19 protein-coding genes are annotated in these 26,615 nt (G+C 36.8%); 4 read left to right on the top strand and 15 right to left on the bottom strand.

Features of this window, described 5'->3' with window-relative positions; translation table 11 throughout:
• Positions 1-28: 28 nt before the first annotated feature.
• The 5 genes from JNUCC74_RS05380 to JNUCC74_RS05360 form a co-directional block, all read right to left on the bottom strand.
• Entirely contained in the window at positions 29-1,555 is a 1,527-nt protein-coding gene (locus JNUCC74_RS05380; RefSeq protein WP_454067218.1) for a DUF4127 family protein, read from the bottom strand.
• Positions 1,556-1,559: 4 nt separating this feature from the next.
• A complete protein-coding gene (locus JNUCC74_RS05375; RefSeq protein WP_454067217.1) occupies positions 1,560-2,354 on the bottom strand; it encodes an HAD family hydrolase in 795 nt (264 codons plus the stop codon).
• Between the two features lie 27 nt (positions 2,355-2,381).
• On the bottom strand, positions 2,382-3,698 hold the full coding sequence (locus tag JNUCC74_RS05370; RefSeq protein ID WP_454067216.1) for a PTS sugar transporter subunit IIC: 1,317 nt from the start codon (positions 3,696-3,698) through the stop codon (positions 2,382-2,384).
• A 28-nt stretch (positions 3,699-3,726) separates the two neighbouring features.
• On the bottom strand, positions 3,727-4,038 hold the full coding sequence (locus tag JNUCC74_RS05365; RefSeq protein ID WP_454067215.1) for a PTS sugar transporter subunit IIB: 312 nt from the start codon (positions 4,036-4,038) through the stop codon (positions 3,727-3,729).
• Between the two features lie 66 nt (positions 4,039-4,104).
• Positions 4,105-4,413 carry a PTS lactose/cellobiose transporter subunit IIA gene (locus tag JNUCC74_RS05360; protein WP_077319859.1) on the bottom strand — a complete coding sequence of 103 codons (309 nt, stop codon included), beginning with the start codon at positions 4,411-4,413 and terminating at the stop codon, positions 4,105-4,107.
• A 1,493-nt stretch (positions 4,414-5,906) separates the two neighbouring features.
• Between JNUCC74_RS05360 and JNUCC74_RS05355 the strand changes: the two genes are divergently transcribed.
• Positions 5,907-6,464, top strand: a complete 558-nt coding sequence (locus tag JNUCC74_RS05355; protein WP_454065613.1) for a helix-turn-helix domain-containing protein — start codon at positions 5,907-5,909, stop codon at positions 6,462-6,464.
• On the top strand, positions 6,428-7,294 hold the full coding sequence (locus JNUCC74_RS05350; RefSeq protein ID WP_454065614.1) for an IS3 family transposase: 867 nt from the start codon (positions 6,428-6,430) through the stop codon (positions 7,292-7,294). The genes JNUCC74_RS05355 and JNUCC74_RS05350 overlap by 37 nt, the downstream gene beginning before the upstream one ends.
• Before the next feature lie 331 nt (positions 7,295-7,625).
• Here JNUCC74_RS05350 and manA read toward each other — a convergent pair whose 3' ends face one another.
• The 6 genes from manA to alsS all read right to left on the bottom strand — a co-directional run bounded on the left by manA (position 7,626) and on the right by alsS (position 16,829).
• Complete coding sequence (manA, locus tag JNUCC74_RS05345) at positions 7,626-8,582, bottom strand: mannose-6-phosphate isomerase, class I (protein ID WP_454067214.1); 957 nt, start codon at positions 8,580-8,582, stop codon at positions 7,626-7,628.
• A gap of 337 nt (positions 8,583-8,919) precedes the next feature.
• A complete protein-coding gene (locus JNUCC74_RS05340) occupies positions 8,920-10,848 on the bottom strand; it encodes a fructose-specific PTS transporter subunit EIIC (protein WP_454067213.1) in 1,929 nt (642 codons plus the stop codon).
• A gap of 678 nt (positions 10,849-11,526) precedes the next feature.
• Entirely contained in the window at positions 11,527-13,440 is a 1,914-nt protein-coding gene (locus JNUCC74_RS05335) for a BglG family transcription antiterminator (RefSeq protein WP_454067212.1), read from the bottom strand.
• 8 nt (positions 13,441-13,448) lie between these two features.
• Positions 13,449-13,799: a PTS sugar transporter subunit IIA gene (locus JNUCC74_RS05330; RefSeq protein ID WP_454067211.1), complete on the bottom strand. Its 351-nt coding sequence runs from the start codon at positions 13,797-13,799 to the stop codon at positions 13,449-13,451.
• Between the two features lie 500 nt (positions 13,800-14,299).
• Positions 14,300-15,064, bottom strand: a complete 765-nt coding sequence (budA, locus tag JNUCC74_RS05325; protein ID WP_454067210.1) for an acetolactate decarboxylase — start codon at positions 15,062-15,064, stop codon at positions 14,300-14,302.
• 58 nt (positions 15,065-15,122) lie between these two features.
• Complete coding sequence (gene alsS / locus JNUCC74_RS05320; protein WP_454067837.1) at positions 15,123-16,829, bottom strand: acetolactate synthase AlsS; 1,707 nt, start codon at positions 16,827-16,829, stop codon at positions 15,123-15,125.
• 175 nt (positions 16,830-17,004) lie between these two features.
• Between alsS and alsR the strand changes: the two genes are divergently transcribed.
• Both alsR and JNUCC74_RS05310 read left to right on the top strand, forming a co-directional pair.
• Positions 17,005-17,877, top strand: a complete 873-nt coding sequence (gene alsR / locus JNUCC74_RS05315) for an acetoin biosynthesis transcriptional regulator AlsR (RefSeq protein ID WP_454067836.1) — start codon at positions 17,005-17,007, stop codon at positions 17,875-17,877.
• Between the two features lie 205 nt (positions 17,878-18,082).
• A complete protein-coding gene (locus JNUCC74_RS05310; protein WP_454067209.1) occupies positions 18,083-19,474 on the top strand; it encodes an NAD-dependent succinate-semialdehyde dehydrogenase in 1,392 nt (463 codons plus the stop codon).
• 298 nt (positions 19,475-19,772) lie between these two features.
• On the opposite strand, the gene JNUCC74_RS05305 is transcribed toward JNUCC74_RS05310, so the two are convergent.
• From JNUCC74_RS05305 to JNUCC74_RS05290, 4 genes are all read right to left on the bottom strand, one after another.
• Complete coding sequence (locus JNUCC74_RS05305) at positions 19,773-21,074, bottom strand: family 4 glycosyl hydrolase (protein WP_454067208.1); 1,302 nt, start codon at positions 21,072-21,074, stop codon at positions 19,773-19,775.
• 275 nt (positions 21,075-21,349) lie between these two features.
• Positions 21,350-23,398, bottom strand: coding sequence for a glucose-specific PTS transporter subunit IIBC (gene ptsG / locus JNUCC74_RS05300; RefSeq protein ID WP_454067207.1), 2,049 nt, complete (start codon positions 23,396-23,398; stop codon positions 21,350-21,352).
• 258 nt (positions 23,399-23,656) lie between these two features.
• Complete coding sequence (glcT, locus tag JNUCC74_RS05295; protein ID WP_454067206.1) at positions 23,657-24,502, bottom strand: glucose PTS transporter transcription antiterminator GlcT; 846 nt, start codon at positions 24,500-24,502, stop codon at positions 23,657-23,659.
• 98 nt (positions 24,503-24,600) lie between these two features.
• Entirely contained in the window at positions 24,601-25,692 is a 1,092-nt protein-coding gene (locus JNUCC74_RS05290) for a nitric oxide synthase oxygenase (protein WP_454067205.1), read from the bottom strand.
• Positions 25,693-26,615: the final 923 nt, after the last annotated feature.

Here is a 26,615-nt window from a genome sequence, read left to right as displayed (position 1 = left end):
GATTAAACTCTCCTTACGCCAGGGATAACTATTTATTCTTTATTTTTAAATCAAGACCAATTTCAAACATTCTTCTCCACGGTAAATGTATACTAACCTGTGATAATTCGAATTCTGAAAAGCTATATTTCACCATTTGCTGATAATAGGTTACAATCCTCTTCTCAATTTCACTAGCAACTTTATCATCTTGATGATTCAATTGGAAATAGTCTGCACCGATTCCAGGAAGAACGGTTTCTGTAACCTCTTTTCGAACAATGGCCTGATATAAACCATCTTCAAGAATATGGTATATGAGATTCTTTTTTATTGTCAAGCAATCCTGCTTGTCAAACGCAAAGCTGCCTGCAGCAATTGATGTCCCTAACGTATTACCATTTGTGTTCCAACCTTTATAGGATATTATTTTATCTAGAACCTGATAGTCATCCAGATAATGGAGCAATTCTATATCTCCTCCATTTGCAAAGGCACTGTCCGCAAGCACTACAGGCTTTCCCATATCCAAATAGTCTTGGATACGTTCCGTAAAAAAGTGAAGCTGGCGATAGCTACTGTATGTGACATCTTTTTCATCTTGATTAAATGCTTCTTGCATTACTTTGCCTGGCGTATTAATTGCTAATATAAAATCTGCCTCCTCCGGTTGCAAAGACACTTTGCAGCCAGAAGCAAGCAAATGTGCTTTGACACTTTCAGCAAATGGTCTGTCTTCATAAAGTGGTACAATATAGGGACCTAATGTCGAGCTAAAAAAAGAGTATACCCGCGGTTTCCTATTGAGCAAATGATTCAGCATCCGGGCAACTAATGTGGATCCAACCTCATCTGCTCCTGGATAGACCATTACTTTGTTTTGTAATCTTTTTTGTTCGATGTAACGATAAACAACTGCCTGATCTTTTGCAGTATATCCATATACTGTAGCATCATCTTGCGGAATAGCAAGAAAGTTTATTACATCTTTAGCAACTAAGTCGAGGGTATGCATGTTCATCGTAACATTGAAATTACGTCTTCTTTCATAATCTTCAATAAACATTTCTGGAATTTTAGTATTTATTTTTTGTAATTGACGCTTTTCCTTTTCATTTAATCCTGTACGTTTGTCTTTATCTAGTAAATAAGCTCTTTTAAATATTGCTTCTCCATACGCAGCATAATAATCCGGTTCTTCATCAGCACTATTAAATTTCGGAGTTCGCATAATTAGATTTGATGCAAATATCAGTAAATGCGGATACGCTTCTCTTAGTATTTGAAACATTTTCAATCGCTCTTTTCCTTCTGATTCACGTAATTGATGTAATCTAGAAGGTAAAAGACCGCCGTATAGCATCATTTCAACAGAAACCACCAGACCATCCGCATCAGGAGCATGATCATTGATAAACTTCCATAATTGCTCGACATTTGCCTTTTCTTTTTTCTTGCCTAGTATTTCACTTGGTGGAACAATCAGTTGGATGTCTTTTCTTGTTTCCTCCATATATTTCGGATATACATAATTACATGGTCGCTCATCTAACGGGATATAGATTATCTTTTTCATGTTATCACCTGACTTTCGGAGATGTATTCATAATCACTTCAATACAGTCAGCTACTGTTTTTTGAATCTCATCCGCTTTTTGCTTTACTTGATCTGAAGCATTGTCAATAGCAAATGAATATCCTGCTGCTTCAAACATGGATATATCATTTTCAGAATCACCGATAACATACACATCTTGTGTTGTTCTATTCAGTTCTTTCATAATTTGGCGGACAGCTACACCCTTTGAGATATTTTTAGACATAATTTCTAAGGAAGAGTCACTGGTTTTTACACAATTAACGATGTCTTCATATTTTTTATGGATGACAGCTTTTATCTCTTTGAAACCTGATTTTTCACCGAATATAAGGAAGATGGTTGGAATCACATTATTCCCAACTTTTTTGTTTAGTTGTGGATCAATAACTGACGAATCAACAAATTCAGCGACTCGTCCCATAGGGCGTGGTGAAGGAAAGTAACGCCGTATAGCGTCATTTACTTCAACTCGTTCTTTTCTTTTATCTAATATTTTCATGATTCCTTTAGCCGTATGAGAATCAATCTCCTGTTTAAAAACTACTTTTCCATCCTTATTCGTTATCACGGCACCATTTTGGCTAATTCGAAAAGCACCTTGAATTCCTAGCTGCTTCTCAACATACACAATATCATGATCTAATCGTCCTGTAGCAATAATAAATGTACCACCTGAGTTTGAAAATGACTGAATTTTCCTCATATTTTCTAATGATATTTCATTGTTTTTATCAAGTAATGTTCCATCTAAATCACAGATTAATACTTTCGTCATGCATATCCTCCTGTTGAAGATCTCTCTTTAGCTTCTGTTTTTCCTTTCAATAGCTGCTACGCTATTCGTTGCGATTACAAATGGCAAATAAATAACTACCGATAGAGCAATTAATAGAGCAGCTAAAATTACTGCACGGAAATCACCTGCTGTCGCTAAGAAAGCGGATAATACAGGCGGGGTTGTCCAAGGAATAAAAACAACCGTTTTTGAAATTAATCCTAAAGATGTCGCGAGATAGGCAATATTCAGATTCACAATTGGTACAAGAATAAGAGGTATCGCTAAGATTGGATTCAAAATAACTGGCAGCCCAAACATTAATGGTTCATTAATATTAAATAACCCTGGAGCAGCAGAAAGTTTAGCAACACCACGGTACTCTGCACGTTTTGAAGCAATAAATATGGCAATTAATAACCCAATTGTATTTCCGCCACCACCCATCATTGCAAAACTATCAATAAATGGTTTGGTTACAATATTAGGTATGATGCTACCAGCCTGAAATGCTTCGATATTTTCCTGAATAGCAGCTAGTAACGTTGGTTCCGTAATTGGTCCAAGAACAAAGGTACCGTGAATTCCTAAAGCCCATAATAGGTTTTGTACAAACATAACTCCATTAATACCGAGTAATCCCTGATAGATAGCATCAAGTGGTGCTTGTATCGCTTTGGTTATTATTTCTTGTAAACCTAAATCAAAAAACGCATTCGTTAAAAACACCAGTAAAGCAAACAATGTTAACGTGAAAAATGCTGGAATCAATGCATTAAAAGATCTAGCAACTTCTGGTGGAACACTTTCCGGCATTTTGATTTGTAATTTTTTGATTCTCTTTAATCGTAAAAAAACTTCTGTTCCAATTAAAGCTGAAATAATCGCAAAAATTAATCCAGTAGCAGATGTTTCACTTTGACTAAATACCCCCGTTATCTCTACTATTTTCTCTTGATTTAGGGGAACAACTTCAACCATACTAGGAAACATGGATACTAAAACAGCGACTGCCATTACTCCTGGTATAACGCCATCTTCATTGTAAGAACGTGCCAGTTTATAAGCTACAGTAAAAGCAATCAAGATTGAAAGAAGTCCTAATGTGCCATTGTAAACTTGATTTCCTATTTGCTGGTAAGCACTTAAATCTGCAACATTAGCAAAAATACCGTTAGTAGGATCCAAAATTACATTATTAATCAATACAAAAAATGAGGCTACAATAACAAGTGGAATCAAAATAATAAAACCATCGCGCACAGCTCCTAAATGACGCTGCGTAGAAAACCTTGTAGCAATTGGCGTTAACCATTGGGCAATTTTATTGGCTATTCGATTCATTTTTATTTCCCCCTAGCCTTTTATTTTTCTATACTAGCGGTTTACTATCCAATATTTGTTTTAAAACATTTTCAGCACGCATTAAACCATAATCCTGACTATTAATGACACCAACCGGAAGCGAATTACCTAATTCTTTTTCCATCTGATTTTTCATAAAGGCAACTTGCGGACCTAACAGTAGCAAATCATACTGGTTATTTTGTAATAGCGAACGTGCTTCTGAAATGGAGACAGCTCCTATTTGCAAATCTACTCCTTCTGTTTTTGCAGCATCCTTTATTTTTTGCACAAATAAACTCGTGGACATCCCTGCACTGCATGCTACTAATACACGCATAACACACACTCCTTTTCTCGTATTTATTCGTTTTAGACAAACTTCTATCTTACTTACTGTAAGCCTCTATAGAGTTTTAGCTTGCTGCATTGCAATAATTTCAGTTGCTAAATCTTTTGCCAGCATTGCTGTCATTAAGTGATCCTGCGCGTGAACGAATATAATGGATAGTTTCATGCTTCTTCCATTCGCTTCCTCATGTAATAATGATGTTTGAATTTTATGTGCTTCAAGCAGCTGATCATCAGCATCTTTTAACAATTGTTCGGCTTTTTCAAAATTTCCTTTTCGGGCATTTTTTAATGCTTCCAGCGTATGAGAGCGTGCATCACCACTGTGCATAATGATTTTAAAACCGCTTTCATTTATATCCATCGTTTCACCTCCTTGCTGTAAGCGTATCACAAAAATTAAATTTTGTATATAAATATTCACCTTTATTTATTTTATGGAGAATATACTCCAAATGTATTTAGAAAAAAGATAGTAAAGAACTAAAGCTGAAGCGTTCGGTTAGCGACATACAAACGGACAGAATTCTGAGGAAATAAAGAGAAACTTCATGTAAGAAGGTGCTTTTCTCTTTGAATGTTAGTGAAGTGAAGTGAATTGGGGATTCAGAAGCGCTTTTCTCATAAGTCCTAAATAATATAAATTATTTACAGGTTTAAAACTTGAATCTTTTTTAACAACATGTATATTGTAAAATTACAGGTCTTTTAGTTTTAATATATATTCCCCTAATTCCGTAGACAAGCGTTAAAAAAATAATCTGTCTACGTTTATGTATTTTGATCATAAATGAATAGACATGTTATTTTGGTGCGAATCTGAAGTGCACATAAAATCTCTAGGGGATTCGCACCAATATTTGTTTGTATAATGCGCGATAATGGAATAAAATAAAGGAAACAGTCACTTTTTTTGAAGTTTTTGTTATAAAAAGAGGCAAATCGCTCATGTTTTTGTAAAAAATTAGGTTATATTCGCTGTCGTACCTTATATAGGTGCGTGGATTGAAATTGTTTTCCAAAGCTAATACTCGTTGTAACTACGAGCGTCGTACCTTATATAGGTGCGTGGATTGAAATGTAGAATTAACAAACAAAATAGCAGATTTAAAAAACGTCGCACCTTATATAGGTGCGTGGATTGAAATAAGCCCTCTAACTTTAAGTAGTAGTTAGGTAATCGTCGCACCTTATATAGGTGCGTGGATTGAAATTTCCAGTTGCTTCAATGACCTAAACTTATTTGTCATGTCGCCCTTACATAGGTGCGGGATTGAAATAGCATAGTACTTAACATCTGCCACATTGCTTTTCGTCGCACCTTACATAGGTGCGTGGATTGAAATTCAAAATCTTCCATTGGTGGTACGTTGACTGTATCAAGTCGCACCTTATATTAATGCGTGGATTGAGATTACTGTGTACGTTTCTCTTACCCATGTCCTCATTTCGTCGATGCTGGGGACATAACTAAAACAGCTGATTAAAAAACGAACAATAAATCGTCCTTGTACTATAGGAAAGTATAAAATTTATATGGTTTATCCCGCATGTAAGGTGCCGTAAGACTCCCACTTCAAAATCTTGGAGTTGATACAAAAGGATCTAAGTGGTAGAGAACGGCACCTAAATGCCCGATTGGTTCAAGGGCCTTTAGGTTATACCCTTGTGGTACTAACATTTCTTGGGAAAAGCATTCCAAGAAATGAAGTTTCACTTTATCGTATAAGAAAAACGATGGCTTTCGCTAAAGACTTGGCGCCAAGCCAAGTCTTTCTAAACACAAACAAACCGAACAATTATAAGGTACCGACCCCCCAAAGTTAGAGTAGAAATCTAATTTTCGGGGGTGTTTTTATGGCTAAATATAGTGAAGAATTTAAAATAAATCTTGTCACCGAGTATTTATATGGCAACCTAGGATATAAATTATTGGCAAAAAAATATAATATGGGTAGCGCAACACCAATATTTGAATGGGTGAAAGTCTATAAGTCTCAGGGAATGGATGGGTTAAAAAGAAAAAAAGCTAGGAAGTTTTATCCTGTTCGATTTAAATTAAATACGATACAATTTGTGTTAAAGACAGGTGCTACTTTTTTAGAAACTGCTGTTCAATTTAAATTGAACAACCCTTCCTTAATTAGACGCTGGATGAAAGAATTTAAGGAACAAGGAGTAGAAGGCCTGAAACCAAAGGGGGAGTCTTCTATGTCTAAGAAACCCAATAAACGGAAGAAAAAGGAAGAAAAAAAGTTAACACGTGAAGAAATATTAGAACGAGAGAATGAACTATTAAGGCTAGAAAATGCGTACCTAAAAAAGCTACGAGCTTTTCGGGAGAATCCAAATGCCTTCCACGAAAAGCACAGGCAAAGGTGGCATTTGGACTTAAAGAAGAAGGATTCCGATTAAAAGATATTCTCCTTATTGTGGGCATACCTGAAGCAACCTATCACTATCATGTGAAAAATTTTGGCAGAGAAGATTCAGACAAAGTACTAAAAAAAATCATTATCGATTTATTTAAAAAGTTCCATGAACGTTATGGCTATAAACGTATTACTAGAGAACTAAATAAATTAGGATACGTTATCAACCATAAAAAAGTATATCGCATTATGTGCGAATTGGGATTGAAATGTGTGAAATTTATGCGAAAATCCCGTAAATACAATTCCTATAAGGGAAACGTTGGAAAAGTGGCGAAAAACCGATTGTCTCGCCGTTTTAACACGCCAATTCCTCTTCAAAAATTAGTAACCGATATTACAGAATTCAAATGTCTAAGTGAAGAGAAGTTATATTTAAATCCGATTCTTGACCTTTATAACGGAGAAATTATTGCGTATAAAATCAAGGAACGTCCAACGTTAGATCTTGTCATAGAACCTTTAAAAGAAACGATAGAGATAATAAAGAATCATGCAACCTATCGCACCACCATCCATTCTGACCAAGGCTTTCATTACCAACACAACCAATGGGTGAGAACATTAAAAGAGAATAAAGTATTCCAAAGCATGTCTAGAAAAGCAACCTGTGCGGATAATGCTTCCATGGAGAATTTTTTTGGCATTTTAAAACAAGAAATGTATTATGGAGAAAAATTAGTAAGCTATGAAGAATTAAAAAGTCGGATTGAAGAATATATCTATTGGTATAATCATGAACGAATAAAAGAAAAATTGGCCGGGCTGAGCCCAGTCGAGTATCGAACGCAATCCAGCCAATCAACTGTATAATAAAACTCTAACTTTTGGGGGTAATCACATAATTGAATTGTTCGGTTTGTGATATTTAGTATTTAGCCTCGTGGATTGAAATTCTACAACATTTGAAATACTATCCCCTTTTGGCAGTAGCAGCTAATATAGGTGCCGTAAATTGAAAAAAAACAAAAAACAGGCAGAGAAAAATAATTGTTTTCTCCCGCCCGTTTTTATTTTTGGTTATATCTCAAACGAACTAATAATAAAGTCCATTCAAACGTTTTTTAACCATTGCTTAACCTCATTCATATTGTTGATGTAAAATGATACATTTAGCAGTCAACATATCTCCTTTGCGTATCCATTACGTATGTGAAACAATCAATTCTGCATTGCCGACAAGCTGATATGTATCCATGCCATACGGAAGAATAAAATTGTCCCCTTTTTTTAATGTGTAAGATTTATTATTTACATGTATTTCAGCATTTCCCATAATTACACTGCATTGAAGAAAATCAGCTTCTAAATGTTGCGTCACTTCGCCCGAAAGTTTCCAATGATACACAGTGAAATAAGTTTCTTTTACTAATTGCTGAACATGTAAATCCTCTTTCTGATAACTTTGCTGTTCAAATTTTGGCATTTGATGAGGGATATTCGTAACTTGCTTTGCTTTATCGAGATGTAATTCTCTTGGATTTCCCTTATTATCTTTACGATCATAATCATACACTCGATATGTAATATCAGAGCTTTGTTGGGTTTCTAATATAACGATACCTTTACCAATTGCATGAATGGTTCCACTTGGTACATAGATAAAGTCGCCTTTGTTTACAGCTACATGTTGTAACAACTGATCCCAATCTCCATGATCCATCATAGTCGCTAAATCTTCTTTCGTTTTTGCGTGATGGCCTAAAATAATTTCTGCTCCTGGCTCTGCATCAAGCACATACCAACATTCCGTTTTACCATATGGTTGATTTTCCACATTTCTTGCAAACTCATCATCGGGATGAACTTGTACTGATAAATTATCATTTGCATCTAAAATTTTAACTAATAGTGGATATGCTTCATTAACACTGCTTTTTTTATGAAACAGTTCGCCATGATTTTCCCAAGCATCTAATAAAGTTTTTCCCGCTAAGGGGCCATTTATAATTTTGCTTGGACCGTGTGGGTGTGCAGAAATAACCCAAGCCTCGCCTGTTTGCTCTGATGGAATTTCATAGCCAAACAATGCTGTTAATTTTTTTCCTCCCCAAATTCGTTCTTGAAATACAGGTTGTAAAAATATTGGTTCTTGATTCATGCTGAATCCCTCCAATAGATTATTTTTATCCCGCATCTAAGGTGCCGTAAGACTCCCACTTCAAGAGCCTTGAGGTGATACAAAAGGGTCTAAGTGGGAGAAAACGGCACCTAAATGCCCGATTCGTTCAAGCTAACATTCAGTAGGAGATGGAAGAAACTCCTACTGAATGAAGTTTCACTTTATTAAACAGGGAATGGGAAAAGAGGTTCATCCCTTTTCCCATAATTATATAGTGAAACTCCGCACAATGACAGTTTTTCTTTCATTTCTTCCAATAATTCAAATTTTAAAGGTAAAGTAAACTTTTGTTAAATTATCAAAGAAACTGCTGATACTATTGAATCTCATCTAGCAACCGGTACGCTTCTTCCTTCGTTGTAACCTTTAAAAGCTGGTCTCTAAAATCAGCATCCATTAATTTTCTGGACAACATTTGCAAAATTTTTAGATGAGCATCTCCTGCCTGTTCTTGCGGTACAGCAATCATAAAAATTAATTTGGCATCTGTTCCATCCAAACTTTCCCAATCTACACCATCACGTTTTATGGCAAAGGCTACTGCGGTCTTATTAACAGCTGTAGATTTTCCATGGGGGATAGCAATATTCATTCCCAATCCTGTTGTTCCTTCTTCTTCCCTAGCAATAACAGCTTGTTTATAAGCCTTTGGATCATTTAAAACTCCCGATGCATTTAATTTTTGAATGAGTTCATCAATTACTTCATTTCTCGTTGTGCCCTGAATATCTGTATCAATTAAATCCATCGTCATAATATCTGTTAATTTGTTTAGCTCAATGGACGTATTGCCTCCGGGCTTATTGTCTATTTTCTGCTTAGCTTTTTCCTTATTGGAATGTTTAAGAACACCATCTACATCTTTTTTTAAAAAGTTAACTAGTAATGCGGTGACAATTGTACCAATAATAGCAGCAATAAAGAACATAAGTACATTATCTACTGCCCCCAAAACAGCAACGATTGGTCCACCATGTGCCACCCGATCGCCTACATTTCCAAGCATAGCAATAACTGATCCGGTCATTGAACCAATGACGATACTTGGGATAACACGTAATGGATCTTGAGCTGCAAATGGAATTGCTCCTTCCGTTATTCCAAACAGTCCCATAGTAAAGCTCGCTTTACCAGCTTGTTGCTCTGTTGGTTGATATTTTCGTTTATTGATAAATGTTGCAAGACCCATGCCAAGGGGTGGAATACAAATTGCTACTGCAATTGGTCCCATTATTTCATAGTTTCCTTCTGCAATCATAGCTGAGCCAAATAAAAATGCTACTTTATTAAATGGACCACCCATATCAATAGCGATCATGGCACCGAGAATTAATGCCAATAATACGGAGCTTGCCCCTTGCATCCCTTCCAACCATGCTGTTAGTGATTCAAACACTTGAGCTACGGGAGCACCAATGACATAAACAAATAGTAAGCCAACAGCTGCGGTTGATAAAATTGGAATAAAGATAATCGGCATAACCGGTTGGATAGCTTGAGGGACTTTAATTTTTTTAATAGCTAAAGTAATATACCCTGCCAAAAAGCCTGCAATGATCCCGCCGATAAATCCGGCACCAGCTTCACTACCATAAAAACTCCCATTTGCCGCAATAAACCCGCCAATAATACCTGGTGCTAAACCTGGTCGATCAGCAATACTTACAGCAATAAATCCAGCTAGAATAGGAACCATAAAACTAAATGAGGCAGCTCCTATCTCTTCAATTTTTTTCCAAAATGAATCTTCGGGGATAACAATTCCCCCAGGTGTCTGCTCTCCACCTAATGTTAAAGCAAGTGCAATCAATAATCCGCCTACAACAATGAATGGAATCATATAAGATACACCACTCATTAAATGCTTATAAATCGGATTTTCTTTTTGTTTTTTCCTTTTTTTAACTTCTTCTACGGACATTAAATCTGCTCTATACACAGGTATATCTTCCGTTTCAAACCGTTGGATCAGTTTTTGCGGATTTCTAATTCCTTCTTGTACACCTGTTACAATCAGCTTTTTTCCAATAAACCGTTCTTTGGAAACCTCTTTGTCACTAGCTATAATGACTCCATCCGCATCTTCAATATCCTTCTCAGTTAGAGCATTTTCTACACCAATGGAACCTTGAGTTTCTACTTTAATGTCAACACCCAATTCCTCTCCAGCTTTTTGTAAATTTTCAGCTGCCATATAAGTATGTGCAATACCTACTGGACACGCAGTCACAGCAACTATTTTCATTATTTCAACCTCCTTGTAAAGTGAAACTTGCTTACGAGCGATACCCCACAAGTTTAAGAACAATCTTGAAGAAAATAAGCCCATTTGGCGACCAAAGTACTGTAATTTCATACCTTCCATTAGAGAGCCGCGTTTTTGGTGGGCGTACTCCAAAAAGTCTCCTTTTTTATCCCTAAGAGCTACCACTGTCTACATTGGATTTTTTATCCATTTGCCTATTATCTCTTTCGTTGTATCATACAAGCGCTTTATATGAATATCTTGTAAAGCTTTATAGTAAAAAACTATAATGCTTTCATCACAAAGTATATATCATTATTGTTCATTAATTACGCTAAGTTTTTACCGGAACTATGGTAATTTAAAATATATAGGGTAAACGTAACCCAGTTAGATTAGAAAAACTTGGCTTGTCGCTAAGTCTTTATAGCGAAAGCGATCGTTTTTCTTATACGATAAAGCCTAAAGTTTTATACTTTCCTATCGTGTAAGAAATACCTTTTTCGTCTATCCGAACCGCTATTTATGAATGGTTTCCCAGTTTCACTTAAAATTAGGAAATAAAAAGGGAAGCCTTCATCCATGAAAACATCATGGATGAAGGCTAGCGTTGGTATTGTGGAATATACAGGAGTATACTGCTAACAAAGTTTTATTTTCGCAGTACTAAAGCAAGTCTTATAAATTTCTTTCATTTAAAATTCGTAAAAAATTTTGTTTATCGCGAGCGTTTAATAAAGCCCCAACTATTTCTGGGTTTTTAGAGAGAGCTGATATTTTGTGAATAATTGCTTTAATCGGATTTGCTTTGTCATTTACTAAAGCTAGCATAAACACAATCGATACTTTTTCTTTGCCCCAGTCAATCGGCCTATCTAAAACAGCTACAGCTATCGAGGACTCTCTAACTAACATTGGATCACCATGTGGAATCGCTACTCCACCGCCAATAGAAGTTGCAGACTTTCGTTCTCGTAATAACGCCTGATGAATATAGGATTTGTCTACTTTTCCCTGTTTATATAGCATATTTCCCAGCATTTCTACTACTTGAAAACGATGCTGTGGTCGGATTCCGACAAATGTTAATGCTTCATCGATAAATTCACAGAGCACATGATCTGAAGCTGCTAACACAGATGACTCCACTGCTCGTCTTTTAAGATACTTTTGTAGTTTTTCTTTATCTGTAGCTTCTAAAAGTGGCGAAATAATAATAGAAGGTACTTTTACCTTTTCTAAGGTTGTTGTGGAAATAATTAAATTGACATCATTTTCTTTCAAAAAAGCTTGTACTTCCCCTTTTCCTATTGCCCCTACAATTTTTAATTCTTGATATTGCTTTTCGACCTTAGCTTGCAGCAAACGAGACATGCCTATGCCCATATCACACACAATTAAGACTTTTGGTATAGCATGTTTTTCAGCATCCATCCTCTCAATGGAAGCTTGAAAATGGAGTACAATGTATGCCACTTCTTCCTCTGGTATATCTAAATGAAAATTGTCATTTATCCGCTCTGTCGCGAGTGTTACCATGCTAAACACATATGGGTACATCTTTTTAATCTCAAACAACAACGGATTAGAAATTGGAAACCCGTACATTAAACGATTGACTACAGCATCTAAATGAATTATGAGCCCATTCACTAATTGATCATCACTCAAGAATGGGACTCTCGTCAGCTGTTGCATCGTTTCGATTAGTGTAGCTAAAATTTGCTTCATTGGTTCATCTTTTTGTTGATAAATCGCCTCTTCGTACTTTTTACTGCCACGTATATGCCAAGTGAAATAGATTATCTCTGACTCAGAAAAAGTAAGACAAAATTTTTCTGCTAATTGCTGTAAGCCCCACTTTGCAGCTTGGTATTCTTTTGATTGAAAAATAGATTCATTCTGTTTCGGTATGCCAATAGGAGCATGACACTTTGTTCTTTTCACAATAATTAACGCATGAACTAAAAGGTTATTCAATGATTCACTTGTTATAGGAAGTTCCCAGCGCTTACACATGCTGTCTAAGGTTTGCTTTACTGTAGCAACTTCAAATGGCATAAATAAATCCAATACAAAGTTTGCTGAATCCCCAGTAAGTTCTTCGATATGAGCTAAAGCAACTCGTCTATTTATTTCATCTCCCGCTATATAGTGCCCAAGCCCTTGTCTGCACTCCACACTTAAACCAAAACTCTCTAACCATTGCTGTATGCAGTTGAGATCATCTTTAATAATAGTAGTGGGCATAAAATATGTTTCACTAAGGTTTTGTATAGTAATTGGTTGTTCCTCAGTTAATAGTCGATAAGCAATGTTCATTACTCGTTCATCCTTTGTTTCATCTTCACGAAAAAGAGCATGGAATAAACGGGCACGGTCGTTTTCATTTATTTCTATAAATACTCCTGTTCCTGGTTTTCGAATAATATAAGCAGATGGATAACCCTTTAACAACTTGTCAATCGTTTGCAAATCATTGCGTGCAGTTTTCTCCGAACATTGCACTTGTTTAGCAAGGTCTTTTATTAATAACGCACGTTGGTTATTGGATAATAAAATTTCTACTAACTCTCTTTGTCTTTGATTCATTGTTGCACCTACTTTGTTGACAGCTCTCTAGACATAGCATAGCAGATTATAGCATTATTCTTTAAATAAAGCATTTTTAATTTGCTGCCATGTGACCTTCCTGAGGAAAAAGCCAAGGTTTGTACGAATGATTTATTATTAAAATCATTTAGCACTTTAATAAAAGACGTATAATCGTCAACTTTAAGTAATTGTTGGACAATTGTTTCAGAATTAACAATAGCTCCTAATAAATCATACATCGGTTGTAAATCTTCCTGATTGTTTCTTTTTATATTTAACAAACATATATATTGTGCTGGCTTGTCTTTCCAAGCCATTACATTTGTAAGAGTACAAACAGTTAAAAAAGGTTTCATCGGTCTGTGGTGTTACTGGATGGGGATAGTGACTAGATTACCGTAAACAGTTGAAGCAATTTTTTCTATTTAATAAAGGAAAAGCAGCAAGAGATGCTTGTTTCAAGGTATGAATCTGAAAAGCTGACGTATTGGTTTTGGAAAAGTCCTTCTCGTAGAAAAAAATAGCATTAGAAAACTTGGCTTATTGTCAAGTTTTTATGGCGAAAGCTATCGTTTTTCTTATACGATAAAGTGAAACTTCATTCAGTAGGAGTTTTTTCCCTCTCCTACGGAATGTTAGTACCACAAGGGTATGACCTAAAGGCCCTTGAGCCAATCGGGCATTTAGGTGCCGTTTTCCAATTTAAACTTCTCGGAAGTTGTAGTCTTACGGCACCTTAATGCGGGATAAATCCTAAAGTTTTATACTTTCCTATAGTCTAAAAAACGAAAATAGGTCAGATTTTTATAATCCGACCTATTTCAACAGTCTGAAAGTCTCTTTATAAGAAGTTTATTTACGATTCGGGGTTTCCTTCTGTAGCTTCAATTCCAGCTGCAAGATCATGTCTGTTTAAATCAGCTTTAAAGAAGTCCTTCGTATTCGGAAGTCTAAGGTACATGTTTAGTTTTTGCGAAATTTGAATGGTACACTTTTCAATTTCATAATCAAATACATGTCCACCTGAATAGCGATCTTCATCAATAAAATGAAGGTGAAAGCCAGATACGGCGATCCCATTAGCATATTGCGGTGTCCAAAATCCTACAATTGTCCCCTTGATGTTATTAAAATCAAAGATCGGCTGAGATTTTACTGCTTCAACCATTGGTACGTACGGCTTTTCCTGCAATTCCACCGTTCTCGTTTTTACTTTTTTAAAGGTACCGTCCATACGGATTGCATAAAACACATTTTCACTAGGCAACAGCACATGCATCTTTTTTTCAAACGTTTCACGAGTCATCCGCTGATTGATGTCATGATAAATAGTTGGATGGAAAAACGTTAGTGAACAAAATGGTGAGCAGTCGCTTTCTTTAACTGGATAAGCTTTTCCATCAGAACGGAGACGGTAAAACTTACCATCAAATCCGATTAATTCCCCGTCCAGTTGATTAAAAGTGCCAATCCCAAAATCACCGTGTTCCCTCGCTTCCGACATGTAAAAATCCCCATCATAAATGCCGTCCAACAAAGAAGCCATGGTTGAAAACTGATAAACTTGGTCAAAATTTTTATCGATCGTTGACATGTCTTTTTGCTTGCTTTGACTTTTCATTTTCCTCTTTTCACTTCCTTGATTATTTAAATATGATTGAACATGATGTGTTTAAGACTTACATAGAGGTTTGTTTTTTCCTAAATTGTTTCTCAAAAATCTTTGGAAAGCGCTGTTCAGCCAAATGAATATTGTCACTGTAATCAACTAGAATATCAATGACAACAGGTCCCTCTATATCTAGACTTTTTTGAAGCACAATTGCCAGCTCATCAGGTGAATTGACTCTTAAGCCTGTAGCTCCAAAGCTTTCAGCGTATTTTACAATATCAATATTGCCAAAATCGACTCCGGACGTTCGTTTGTATTTCATTTTCTGCTGGAATGCCACCATATCATATGTGCTATCATTCCAGACAAGATGAACAATCGGAGCTTTTAATCTGACCGCTGTTTCCAGCTCCATTGCCGAGAACAAGAAGCCACCATCACCTGAAACAGAGATGACTTTTTGTCCCGGATTGACAAGAGTTGCAGCAATTGCCCAAGGGAGAGCAACGCCAAGTGTCTGCATACCATTTGTAAACAGGAGACCGAGCGGACGGTAACAGCGAAAATAACGCGCCATCCAAATGGAGTGGGAGCCGATATCACAAGTCACCGTCATATCATCATCGATTAAATTGCGCAGATCCTGTACAATCTGCAATGGATGAACGAGATTTGCTTTCTTCTCTTTTGGAGGTTCACTTTGATTTTTTAGTGCTTTCTTTAATTGCTGAAGCAAAGGTAAGAACGATTTGTCAATAGAAATCGGCAGAGAATCACGCACTATATGATCCAACGTTGTGGCAATATCAGCGACAAGCTCCATTTCAGGTTGGTAGTCATGATCAATGTCAGCTTGGATTTCATCTAGATGCAAAATGCTCCGTTCGCCTTTTCTGTTCCAGAATACCGGATCGTATTCAATTGGATCATAACCGATCGTCAATACAACATCAGCTTTTTCTAAGAGAATATCTCCGGGCTGATTGCGGAATAATCCGATTCGTCCGAAGTATTGATCTTCCAAATCATGTGACAGCGTCCCTGCTGCCTGATATGTTTCAACAAACGGTAGCTTCACTTTTCTCAACAGCCGACGTACCGCTTCCGCCGCTTCAGGTCTTCCTCCCTTCATTCCGACTAGAACGACGGGAAGATTAGCGTTATGAATTTTTGCAATAGCTGCACTGATTTGTTCATTTGGAGCAGCACCAGATTTCGGTACCGGTGAAGCCTTTATCAGGTTGAGGTTGGCGGTTACTGGTTCTGATACCACATCTTGTGGAAAGCTGATGAAAGCTGCACCTGCTTGTCCAGAAGTTGCCGCTCTAAATGCATTGGTTATGGCTTCAGGGATATTATAAGGATCTTCTACCTCTACACTGTATTTTGTAATCGGCTGAAACAATGCCGCATTATTCATCGATTGATGAGTTTTCTTGAGAAGATCCGCTCTTTTTACATTTCCCGCCAGAGCAACAACGGGATCTCCTTCTTTATTGGCTGTTACAAGACCAGTAGCTAAATTAGACGCTCCTGGACCTGAAGTCACTAGGCAAACTCCGGGCCTTCCAGTCAATCGTCCAACTGCCGCCGCCATAAATGCTGCATTCTGCTCGTGACGGCAAACGATCAATTCAGGCCCTCTGTCTTTCAATACATCAAACACTGCATCGATTTTTGCTCCTGGAATTCCAAAAACATGAGTGACACCTTGCTGAATGAGACTATCCACCACAAGTTCTGCTCCTCTTACTGTAACAGTTTCTTTTTTCATGTCTTCATTATTCAAAGTCCTCACTCCTTCGATTTCATTTGTTTACAATGAATTTTTAATAAAATTATTGTATTATTAAATATACATCTTATGGAAACTAGTTTCCAATATATGTTTGTCTTACAATTAATATGGAATACGACTGAAATCGCATACGGAAAGGAATGAGTGAATGATAGAGCTGCGCCACCTTCGTTATTTTATAGTTGTAGCTGAAGAACTGCATTTTGGAAAAGCAGCTCTTCGGCTGCAGATGACACAGCCTCCGCTTAGCCAGCAAATTAAACAGCTTGAAAGTGAAATTGGTGTAACCTTGCTGAAGCGATCCAAAAGAACCGTTAGGCTGACCGCTGCAGGCAAGGTTTTTTTAGAACAGATAAAGGAAGGCCTTTCCCAGATTGATCACGCAGTTGACATGGCCCAGCGTACAGCCCGGGGGGAGCTTGGTAAACTGGTAATCGGTTTTGTCGGGGCTGCTACATATGAGATCATGCCTCCTATTATCAGGGAATACCGAAATCAGTTCCCTTCGGTCAAAATTGAGCTACGGGAGCTATCAACTCCAGATCAAGTCAGTGCTTTATTAAACGGACATATCGATATCGGTGTACTACATCCCCCATTGGGAAACGATAAGCTGAAAGTAAATACAGTCATGAAAAGTCATTGCGTACTGGCACTTCCTAAACAACATCCGTTGACTCTAAAGAACCAAGTTTATTTAAAAGACCTTGAAGAAGAATCACTGATCGTTATTGCCAAAGAATCTTGGCCCTCTTTATACATTAAAATTAACTTCTTGTGTGAAAAAGCCGGATTTACCCCAAACATTAAACTGGAGACCACCGAATACCAAATGGCGCTCGGCTTGGTGTCTGCCGGAATGGGGGTCTCAATCGTTCCGGCAGCGACCAAACGGTTATATAATTTGGACGTTATATACAAGGAAATCAAAGACTTATCCCTACGAGTCAGTTGGATTACTGCACATAGAGAAGACAACCCAAATCCGGCTCTGAGACATTTTATAGAAGTTTTAAACCAATAATAGAAAACAAGAAAATCCCTCTTGACTTACTGCATTGTGAGAGGAGTTTTCTTATGATGTCAGATCACATTCTGTATTTATTTTAAGGTGCTAATAGTTCTTTAGGTGCAGGAAGTAATTCCTGCAGTCCCATTCAAATGTTTTTTTATATTAAGAAAGGGAATATACTATAAATAAACGATTTAATAAAGAAGGGAGTTTTACCGTGGCAAATACGATCATAGTTAAAAACCCTGCTACTGGAGAGGTAATTAAAAAAATTAAGAAGTTTAGTAAAGAGGAAGTAGAAACAGCTTTACGTAAAGGTTTTGATTATTTTCCAGCGTGGGCCAAAATAAATGCTCACAAACGGTCTGAGTTGCTAAATAATTGGGCGGTAAAGGTGAGAGAAAATAAAGACGAACTTGCTAAATTGATGACAATGGAAAATGGAAAACCATTAAAAGAATCATACGGAGAAGTAGAATACGCGGCAAGTTATATTGACTGGTATGCAGAAGAGGCAAAGCGAATTTATGGTCGGACGATCCCTGCCAATACGGAAACAAAGCGAATTATTATTAGTAAGCAGCCCGTTGGCTTAGTTGCTGCCATTACACCATGGAATTTTCCTGCAGCTATGATGACGAGAAAGGCCGCACCGGCACTTGCTGCAGGTTGTACATTTATTGTTAAACCAGCATCTGAAACTCCACTAACAGGGATTCGTATGATTGAATTGGCACATGAAGCAGGAATACCAGAAGACGCCATTCAATATGTTACAGGCTCAGGAAAAGAAATTGGCGATTTGTTTACAGACAGCAAATATGTGCGAAAAATAACGTTTACCGGTTCTACTTCAGTTGGCAAACAATTAATAAAAAATAGCGCCAATACGGTTAAACATGTAACAATGGAGCTCGGTGGACATGCTCCTTTAATTGTCACCAAGGATGCTGATGTGGAGCTTGCTGCTAAAGAGACTGTTGCTACCAAATTTCGTAACGCCGGTCAAACCTGTGTTTGTGCAAACCGTGTGATTGTCCATGAAGATATAGTTGATGAATTCGCTGAAACGTTTGTTCAATTTGCAAAACAGCTCAAAATTGGAAATGGACTAGACAAAGGAGTAGATATTGGTCCAATCATTAATAAAAGCAGCTATGAAAAAATTGTTGACCAAATTGCTGATGCAAAGAAAAAAGGTGCTGACGTTTTATTAGGCGATCAGTTTGATGCGGATGAAGAAAAAGACTATTATTTCGTACATCCTACCATACTAAATCATGTAAACGAAGATATGGATATTATGCACGAAGAGACGTTTGGTCCAGTTGCTCCAATTACAGTATTTAAAGAGCTTGATGAAGCTGTTAAATTAGCAAATAATTCCCCATATGGTCTTGCCGCATATTTCTTTACGAATGATTATCGAACTGGTATATATCTTTATGAACATTTGGAGTATGGAATTATCGGATGGAATGATGGCGGTCCATCTGCAGCTCATGCACCATTTGGAGGTATGAAAGAAAGTGGTCTCGGTCGTGAAGGTGGGCTAGAAGGTATTGAACCTTATTTAGAAACAAAGTACTTATCGATCGGCAACCTATAAATTGATTCGGAAGATTTCCTGTTATTCCTACAGAATGTGATGAATAGAAAGTAAAAATATTAACGATTGTGATAAAGCTATTTTCCTTTTTTATCCTTCTTTTGGAATAAGCTTGTCATTCTATCACAACAGCTCATGTCAAGGGTGTTTTTCCTTTTTATACAATCCTATGCACTTAATAACGGTTAGAATTAGACCGTCTTCTACATTGGTTCCTTTACTTTATAAAAAAAGTTGCTTAAGTAGTTCTAATTTTTACTACTTAAGCAGCTTTTCAAATCTAAAAAATGTTAGGTTCTTAATAAAAAACCGGATGAAAATAAGCTTCATTTTCCATAAATAAATCCTGAATTAACGCATGTGCTTTTTCTGCAGGTACCAATGGATGAAGTGCTAATGCTTGTAGACAAATGCCCATATTTCTAGTTACTGCAGCTTCTACTGTTAGCTCCTCAAAGGCTTTGATAAGTTGTAAAAATCCACGGATATGTGGAAGGATTATTTCGGAATTTAAAGGCGAAATCCGATGTTGTTCCACAACGCTGTTCACTTGAATACATGCATCATCAGGTAAACAAGGTATTGCGCCATTATTACAAACACTTACTGCGTGAACTTGTTTTTGATCATAGTGAATTGACTTTATTACATTGATTGCTGCTTCTGCACAAGCAGCCCCCTCTCGATCCTCTAAACCCTTTGGCAATTCTATTGTAGATTTTCTTTCATAAATAGAAAAAAGCGTTGTCTCCTCTCGTATTCTTCCATCTGATGGAAGATTTCCCTCTTTATAAGCTTCTTTTTGCTTCGTTAAAATCTTTTCCGTCTCTAAATAATATGGATGATGGTTACAAGGTATTGCTCCATAAGTCTGTAAGAAAAATGGATCTAATCCTAAAGAGTTAGTTTTTTCGTTTACCTCACTGATTGTTGAATCACTAAGCATCATATCTGTAAGCTTTGATTTTCCTTTAATGAACAGCTCCGTCACCCAAAGTAAATGATTTGTCCCTACAAAACTTATATTTATATCCTTTTTAGGTACTTGGTACATTTCGGCAAACGTTTGATAAAAATGGGTTGGTGTTTCACTTAAGCCAACCACTTTGATGTTTGTATGTTTATAAATGGCTTCTGTTATAATTCCACAAGGATTAGTAATATTTAGCAACCAGGCGTCAGGAGCTAATTCTTCAATATCCTCACATATATCAAGCATGACCGGAATCGTTCGTAATGCGTTCATAAATCCTGCTGCTCCTGTTGTTTCTTGTGCAATGACGCCATGTTTTAAGCAGATCGACTCATCCCTTTGTAGTATACTTAATCCTCCAACGCGTATTTGCGTGATAATATACGTAGCATCTTTAATTGCTTGACGTCGGTCTAACGTATCTATAATTTTAATTGGATAGCCTGCACGCGTCACCATTCGCTTAGCTAAATTTGTAACAATGGATAATTTTTTTCGTCCTTCTAGAATATCTACTAACCAGATTTCTGTAACCGGTAGTACTTCGTATTGTTGAATAATTTCTTCTATTAATTGTGGAGTATATGATGAACCCCCACCAATTACGACTAACTTAATGGTGTTCATGCTACCTGTCCTCCTTTTTTATAGTCCTTAGTATAGTGTATTAAGGTAGCATGTCATTTAGTATCCATTCATTTCTACTTCTTCAATGATATTCCTTTAGGAGATCTATTTTATGTCAATTTACACGAAGAATTTTGTCTTAAACAGAGAGTCCATTGCTTAAACCAAAATATCCAATATACTAAAAAAGCCGATTAGAAGTTATCCTAATCGGCTTTTTTAGCTAGCTCCAGTCCGCTTGTCTGTGCTAAACGGACGCTTCCTAGCTTTTATTCTTATAACTTAATGATATCTTTTTCTGCTCGAACTACTTTTCCGCTTTTTTCAATGTTTACTTGTTGTCCTTGTTCTAAGTTTGTAAATACAATCGGTGTAATAATTGGCATACCTTTACGTTGAATAAACTCTAAATCGGCTTTCAATAGAGGCTGTCCAGCTTCAACTTGATCTCCTTCTTCGATTAACGTTTCAAACCCTTCCCCTTTTAAGTTTACCGTATCAATTCCTACATGAATCAAAATTTCCTTACCGCCCTCTGATTTAAGCCCAATCGCATGTTTCGTCGGGAATACATTAACCACTTTTCCGTTTACTGGTGATACGACAAGACCTTCATCCGGCTTGATGGCAAAACCATCGCCCATCATTTTTCCGGAGAATACTTGGTCAGGAACTTCAGTAATTGGAAGTAGCTCGCCAGTCATAGGAGAAACAATCCGATCCTCCACTTCATCACTCGATAAAGCTTCCGGATTCACTTCTTCCATTTGCTGTTCTACTTCTTCCTGTTGATCTGCTTCAGCTTTTTGTGGTGTTTTTCCTGCTATAATGTCTTGTATTTGTCCTTTAATAATCTCTGAACGAGGACCAAAAATCGCTTGAATATTATTACCTACTTCAAGTACTCCAGAAGCGCCAAGGTTTTTCAATTCTTCTTTGTCCACATCTTTAATGGAATGAACAGAAACACGTAAACGGGTGATACAGGCGTCAAGATGAGCGATATTCTTCTCACCACCCAAAGCTCCTAGAACATTATAAGCAAGATCTCCAGTTTGACCTGTCTTTTCCTTATTTTCTCCATTATCTTGTTCACGCCCTGGTGTCATCAAATTAAATTTCTTGATAAAGAATCGGAAAACCACATAATAAACAACAGCAAAAGCTAAGCCCAGAATAATAGTAATCCACCAAGGTTCTTTACCAGGCAAAATTCCAAACAAGACAAAATCAATGGCTCCGCCAGAGAATGTATATCCCACATTTACACTAAACATTGTCATTAATACAAATGCTAATCCATCTAAAACAGCATGTAAGAAGAATAACAATGGTGAAACAAACATAAATGAAAATTCGAGCGGCTCTGTAATTCCAGTTAAAAATGACGTTAGTGCTGCAGAACCTAACAAACCTGCTACTAGTTTCTTTTTCTCAGGACGGGCTGCATGATACATTGCTAAGGCTGCAGCCGGTAAACCGAACATCATAATTGGAAATTCACCAGCCAAAAAATTACCAGCTGTTATGTCTACATTATCTTTTAACTGTGCAAAGAAAATCGTCATATCTCCGCGAACAATATTGCCTGCTTCGGTTGTATAGGAACCAAACTCATACCAAAATGGAGCATAAAAAATATGATGTAACCCAAAAGGAATGAGCAATCGTTTAATAAACCCAAAGAAAAATACAGCAAAATAGGTCCCTTCTTGCATCAACCAGTATGATGCACTATTCATTGCGTCCTGCACAGGTGGCCAAATAAATACCAATACCATCCCAGCAATAAACGAAAAAGCCGCTGTTACAATTGGTACAAAGCGTTTTCCTGCAAAGAACCCAAGAAATGCCGGTGTTTCGATGTCATGATAACGATTATAACAATATGCTGCAATTAACCCAACAATAATACCACCAAAAACTCCTGTTTGCAGAGTGGGAATCCCTAACACGGAAGCAAAACCTGGGTCAGCCTTAATCATTTCTGGTGTAACATTTATCCAGGATCCCATTACTTGGTTTAATACTAAGTAACCAACCAATGCTGCCAAACCAGCTGCACCGTCGCTAGCTAAACCAATGGCTACTCCAATCGCAAAAATCAATGCCAGATTACTAAAAATAATACCTCCAGCATCTTCCATTACTTTTGCCACAAGCTGAATCCAATCAGCGTCTAAAAACGGCAAATACTCTAATGTTGTCTCCTGTTGTGCTGCATTCCCCAAACCTAACAGTAAACCAGCTGCAGGTAATAATGCCACAGGAAGCATAAACGCTTTACCAATCTTTTGTAAAACGCCAAAAGCCTTTTTAAACATCCCGTTTCCTCCTTTTACCAACAAACACACTTAAAAACCATCACATGAAACTTCATTCAGTATGGTTTCTTTCAATACATAGAAATTTTGCATATTACTAAACCGAACCGCTAAATTGCCACTTCCAAAATACAAAAAAGGCATGAGTAGAAAACAGAAATAAGCAGTAGGATGTTAGGATGTTAGGATGTCCTACTTGCACTTATTTCATAATCTTTCCACTCATGCCTGATCGGATCAGTAACACGGAAAAATAAATTATGATTCATATTTTTGATATAAACGCTGCAAATGCATCGTTAAATACACTGCTTCTGCTTCATATACCGGTTTTTTTAATGTTTGTTGCATTATTTTAATTAACTTCCACGCTAAATTATAACATGTTGGATATTCTTTTTTCAATAAGGAAGCTATTTTTACCGGTTCATTTACAGTTTCTCCCTTTAATACACGCTCAATTGTATACCGGATATGTCGAACTAAACGAATATATTTCACCCCGTCTTTATCAACTTTAATTTTTAATTGTTCTTCTATAATATCAACAAATTGAGTGACGAGCTGTGAATATTTATTAATATCAGAGAGCCTTTTGTTGGAAATTGCACTGTGTACATGCAAGGCAATAAACCCTATTTCTCCTTCTGGCAAATGAATATCTAAACGTTGATTCATAAAATCGACAATTTCCGAGGCAATTTCATATTCAAAAGGATAAAGCGTTTTTGTTTCAGCAAGAAAGGGATTTTTAATTTCTAATCCCTTCATCATACGATTAACTGCAAACAGAATATGATCCGTCAGCGCAACATGCACGGATTCATTCAGCATAACGTCAGATCGTTTTCTAATCAAATCGATAGCACTAATAATGGAATGCAATAAAGCTTCATCCACATTTGGGATTAACTGCTTATATTGTTGTTGCTCCTGTTGATCGCGTAATACAAACATTTTTTCAACTTTCTGTGCGTCAACAATATCTTTCTTTTTATAATGAAATCCAATCCCATTGCCGATTAAAACGACTTCTTTTTCTTGGCCATCTAAAGCAATTAGTACATTATTGTTTAATGACTTCTTAACCCTAAACATGTTCAAAGCCTCTATCCTCTCACAGCATTTTCTGCGGCACGTATGATTATAACATGTTTTTCTCGATGAAACATTATCTAAGATTATAAAATCACAAAGAGCAGCTATTTCCAATGTGGTGGCTGATAAAAATAATTTGGTTTCTTCGTTGTATTGTTATAGGGTTTATGAAAAACATGGGTTGCCGCTGGTGAAAGCGGAGGAATTAACCAGGACCATTTCCCGGTAACCTCTCTTCCTTGCTTTTGTTCTGTTTCTTCAAATACTTGAAATTGCTTCGCTGCTGTATGATGATCAACCATCGAAACCCCAGCCCGTTTAAACGATTCAAGTACAGCTCTATTCAATTCAACAAGAGAAGTGTCTTTCCACAACGTACTAGCATGCTCTGTATTTAAACCTAACTGTTTAGCAACAATAGGCAATAGATTATAGCGGTCTTTATCAGCTAAATTCCTTGCTCCAATTTCAGTTCCCATATACCAGCCGTTAAATGGGGCTGCTATATAATTTATCCCGCCAATTTCCAATCGCATATCAGAAATGATCGGAACACCGTACCATTTCACCAATCGTCCGGCAAAAATATCTGTCTCAGGGTGTCGAATGTTTACTTCAATTACTATATCTTTAGGTAGCTTCCACCACTGAGGTGGCTCATTATTCACTTGAATAACTAATGGTAATAAATCATGCGGCGTTCCTTCCCCTTGCCAGCCGAGCCTCTGACATTCTTTGGTAAACTCTAGCGAGGCAGGATCTCCAATAATGCCGTTTTCCGTTTCGTAGCCTGCATAACGTAAAAGTTGATGATTCCATATCTTAACAGGCTGCTCACGATAGGGACGCTCAGGTGGAAAAATTGTAATTAACGGTTTTATTTTACCTTTATTTCCGGCATTCTTAATATGCTCATACAAATAGTGAAACACATCTTGACTTGTTTGTACGTCTCTTGCATCAATCACTTCTAACCGATTCCAAAATAGTCGTCCAATACATCGATTGGAATTGCGCCAGGCTACTTTAGCCCCATAGCTTAATTCCTCATAGGTATGTTCATATATTCCCGTCGCAGCAATCTGCTGTTTTATCACTGCCAGTCTATTTGCTAATTGGTCTGATGATAAATGAAGTTCTTGATAATACATTCGTAAAAAAGCGTTAGCCTCTTCCCACAATTGATCTTTATGCATATAGACCTCCCCCTGCAAGTTCCTACATAGTGTAACAAAAACATTTCCCATCATGTATGACAAACTGCTGACAATTTATGTTTTATTCAAGGAGCTTGTATGCAAGGGAGGGATAAAGTAAAACCTTATTGTGTGGATGGTTCTCCCATCTCAAGATGTGTTAGTCAAATAAAATACTCAACTAACATGGAAAGAATACAAAAAAATCTCTTCTTGCCACGTTCAAGTAGCAAATAAGAGATTACTCTACAATCGTTATACGTCTAACATAAAGGAAAGGATATATTTTAATTCTAACCCAATATTTCTACTTCCAACTTTTATGCAATCCGGATAAAAACTCCACAATCTCTCAGAAGCATAAGCTCAATTATACTTCATACAAATGTAAAGGTAGCCCTCGTTCCCAGGTCAATCAAATTTAGTAAATACGTAAACAACACACCCGATATGACGTCAAATACAATACTACAGAACAGATATAAAAAAACTGTGTATCATGCCTTCTTCATCTAAAAACCGCTCTTACGACTGCAAATTCTTTTCTCTAGTAAATACGGTTTACTAAAGTATTAATCGTTCCTAACATTTCCCCAATAAGAATAACAAAAATCACCAGTAAAAAAATCGACCAGCGTTGTGAAAACATTTTCCTAGACTGTTGTATTGATTGCTGATAACTATCAAATTGTATCCCCGGAAACTGATTTTTTAACCATTCCAGTTGTTCCAATGCTTGTTCGGAATCATCAAGAGCCCGTTCAAAAGGAAGAAATGTCGAATTCTTCTAATCTAATAAAACATCCATTTTCTCATAGAATATGGGGAATGAGCCAACCATATTTGTGGCGGTCACTGTGTCGGATGCTTTCAACCAATGGTAAAATTTGATTGCTGTTTATCTATACTAACCTCCACTGAGT

The organism is Cerasibacillus sp. JNUCC 74, assembly GCF_053667775.1.
Note: the sequence above shows the minus strand (reverse complement) of the source record. Positions and strands in the feature narration are given on the sequence as shown.

What these genes read in the sequence shown, in the direction of transcription:
- JNUCC74_RS05380 (WP_454067218.1), bottom strand. Translation starts at nt 1,555, where the DNA reads ATGAAAAAGATAATCTATATCCCGTTAGATGAGCGACCATGTAATTAT.
- JNUCC74_RS05375 (WP_454067217.1), bottom strand. Translation starts at nt 2,354, where the DNA reads ATGACGAAAGTATTAATCTGTGATTTAGATGGAACATTACTTGATAAA.
- JNUCC74_RS05370 (WP_454067216.1), bottom strand. Translation starts at nt 3,698, where the DNA reads ATGAATCGAATAGCCAATAAAATTGCCCAATGGTTAACGCCAATTGCT.
- JNUCC74_RS05365 (WP_454067215.1), bottom strand. Translation starts at nt 4,038, where the DNA reads ATGCGTGTATTAGTAGCATGCAGTGCAGGGATGTCCACGAGTTTATTT.
- JNUCC74_RS05360 (WP_077319859.1), bottom strand. Translation starts at nt 4,413, where the DNA reads ATGGATATAAATGAAAGCGGTTTTAAAATCATTATGCACAGTGGTGAT.
- JNUCC74_RS05355 (WP_454065613.1), top strand. Translation starts at nt 5,907, where the DNA reads ATGGCTAAATATAGTGAAGAATTTAAAATAAATCTTGTCACCGAGTAT.
- manA (WP_454067214.1), bottom strand. Translation starts at nt 8,582, where the DNA reads ATGAATCAAGAACCAATATTTTTACAACCTGTATTTCAAGAACGAATT.
- JNUCC74_RS05340 (WP_454067213.1), bottom strand. Translation starts at nt 10,848, where the DNA reads ATGAAAATAGTTGCTGTGACTGCGTGTCCAGTAGGTATTGCACATACT.
- JNUCC74_RS05335 (WP_454067212.1), bottom strand. Translation starts at nt 13,440, where the DNA reads ATGAATCAAAGACAAAGAGAGTTAGTAGAAATTTTATTATCCAATAAC.
- JNUCC74_RS05330 (WP_454067211.1), bottom strand. Translation starts at nt 13,799, where the DNA reads ATGAAACCTTTTTTAACTGTTTGTACTCTTACAAATGTAATGGCTTGG.
- budA (WP_454067210.1), bottom strand. Translation starts at nt 15,064, where the DNA reads ATGAAAAGTCAAAGCAAGCAAAAAGACATGTCAACGATCGATAAAAAT.
- alsS (WP_454067837.1), bottom strand. Translation starts at nt 16,829, where the DNA reads ATGAAAAAAGAAACTGTTACAGTAAGAGGAGCAGAACTTGTGGTGGAT.
- JNUCC74_RS05305 (WP_454067208.1), bottom strand. Translation starts at nt 21,074, where the DNA reads ATGAACACCATTAAGTTAGTCGTAATTGGTGGGGGTTCATCATATACT.
- ptsG (WP_454067207.1), bottom strand. Translation starts at nt 23,398, where the DNA reads ATGTTTAAAAAGGCTTTTGGCGTTTTACAAAAGATTGGTAAAGCGTTT.
- JNUCC74_RS05290 (WP_454067205.1), bottom strand. Translation starts at nt 25,692, where the DNA reads ATGCATAAAGATCAATTGTGGGAAGAGGCTAACGCTTTTTTACGAATG.